General features: G+C 42.3%; 1 rRNA gene. It reads left to right on the top strand.

The annotated features are described in order from the left end of the window. Nucleotides 1-1,026: 1,026 nt before the first annotated feature. A 16S ribosomal RNA gene (locus CZ225_RS22600) occupies nucleotides 1,027-2,549 on the top strand. Nucleotides 2,550-2,565: the final 16 nt, after the last annotated feature.

The following is a 2,565-nucleotide window of genomic DNA, read 5'->3' on the forward strand; positions in this document are numbered from 1 at the left end:
AAAAAATAAAAATGAACGATAAGAAGAAACACCTAAGGCGGTGCTTCAGCATCGCTGCGCACGAATATAAGGATTTTTATTACAACAACAAGCGATGAACAATATTTCTTAAATGAAAAAGCCGTGAAGAATAAAAGATAAAAAATAAGAGATGCAGATTTGTATCTCTTATTTTTTATACCTTTTTGAGTTGTTAATGAAAAGTCTCTATGTAAACACTTCAAATAGTAACTGCTATTGTATACCTGATTATTTCTTTTATTGCCTGCCATGCGAATGATGATGAAAAGGAAATTATCTCTTTTCAATCTAGGGAGTGGGTAGTTCATACAATTTTAATATGAAGTCTTTCTATACTATATTATGTGTGTTTATGGTGATAACAATGCTATGTTTATATAGTAGTGACTATGTGTGATTGTTTTTGTATTTATTATACCATAAAAAATGTGATGTATAATATAGCTGTTAATCAATGGTTTACAATAAAATTGCAAAAAAACTTTAGAAAAAAGTGTTAGATATATTTGGAAGTTATAAGTAAAGTCTATACTTTTGCACCCGCTTTGCAAGAGTAACAAGGCATAATGATTGACATTTTGTTAGAATATAAGGCTTTCAAAAATAAAAATAAAAAACTTTAGAAAAAGTTTGGAGGTTAAATGAAAAAGTCCTTATCTTTGCAACCGCTTTCGCTTTGAAAGCGATGAACAGAAGTCATATTAGTTCTTTGACATATTGATAAACAATACAAGTAGTACAAGAAAAAATAGAACCGTCAATACTTGTCTTATATATAATAATATGTATGAGGCGCAAGGTATTATAATGAGGTCAATAAAATGTACGGCATCCTGAACAGAGCAAAAAATATCCTAAGGGATATTAAAAATACTTTTACAATGAAGAGTTTGATCCTGGCTCAGGATGAACGCTAGCTACAGGCTTAACACATGCAAGTCGAGGGGCATCAGGATCTAGCAATAGATTGCAAAAAATATCCTAAGGGATATTAAAAATACTTTTACAATGAAGAGTTTGATCCTGGCTCAGGATGAACGCTAGCTACAGGCTTAACACATGCAAGTCGAGGGGCATCAGGATCTAGCAATAGATTGCTGGCGACCGGCGCACGGGTGAGTAACACGTATCCAACCTGCCTTATACTCGGGGATAGCCTTTCGAAAGAAAGATTAATACCCGATATCATACTCTTGCCGCATGGTAAGATTATGAAAGGATTCCGGTATAAGATGGGGATGCGTTCCATTAGGCAGTTGGTGGGGTAACGGCCCACCAAACCTTCGATGGATAGGGGTTCTGAGAGGAAGGTCCCCCACATTGGAACTGAGACACGGTCCAAACTCCTACGGGAGGCAGCAGTGAGGAATATTGGTCAATGGGCGAGAGCCTGAACCAGCCAAGTAGCGTGAAGGATGACTGCCCTATGGGTTGTAAACTTCTTTTATATGGGAATAAAGTAGGCTATGCATAGCCTTTTGTATGTACCATATGAATAAGGATCGGCTAACTCCGTGCCAGCAGCCGCGGTAATACGGAGGATCCGAGCGTTATCCGGATTTATTGGGTTTAAAGGGAGCGTAGGTGGACAGTTAAGTCAGTTGTGAAAGTTTGCGGCTCAACCGTAAAATTGCAGTTGATACTGTCTGTCTTGAGTACAGTAGAGGTGGGCGGAATTCGTGGTGTAGCGGTGAAATGCTTAGATATCACGAAGAACTCCGATTGCGAAGGCAGCTCACTGGACTGCAACTGACACTGATGCTCGAAAGTGTGGGTATCAAACAGGATTAGATACCCTGGTAGTCCACACAGTAAACGATGAATACTCGCTGTTTGCGATATACAGTAAGCGGCCAAGCGAAAGCATTAAGTATTCCACCTGGGGAGTACGCCGGCAACGGTGAAACTCAAAGGAATTGACGGGGGCCCGCACAAGCGGAGGAACATGTGGTTTAATTCGATGATACGCGAGGAACCTTACCCGGGCTTAAATTGCATTTGAATATATTGGAAACAGTATAGCCGCAAGGCAAATGTGAAGGTGCTGCATGGTTGTCGTCAGCTCGTGCCGTGAGGTGTCGGCTTAAGTGCCATAACGAGCGCAACCCTTATCTTTAGTTACTAACAGTTCATGCTGAGGACTCTAGAGAGACTGCCGTCGTAAGATGTGAGGAAGGTGGGGATGACGTCAAATCAGCACGGCCCTTACGTCCGGGGCTACACACGTGTTACAATGGGGGGTACAGAAGGCCGCTACCTGGTGACAGGATGCTAATCCCAAAAGCCTCTCTCAGTTCGGATCGAAGTCTGCAACCCGACTTCGTGAAGCTGGATTCGCTAGTAATCGCGCATCAGCCATGGCGCGGTGAATACGTTCCCGGGCCTTGTACACACCGCCCGTCAAGCCATGAAAGCCGGGGGTACCTGAAGTACGTAACCGCAAGGATCGTCCTAGGGTAAAACTGGTAATTGGGGCTAAGTCGTAACAAGGTAGCCGTACCGGAAGGTGCGGCTGGAACACCTCCTTTCTGGAGCGATGCCGTT

It is taken from the genome of Bacteroides bouchesdurhonensis, assembly GCF_900155865.1.
GTDB lineage: Bacteria > Bacteroidota > Bacteroidia > Bacteroidales > Bacteroidaceae > Bacteroides > Bacteroides bouchesdurhonensis.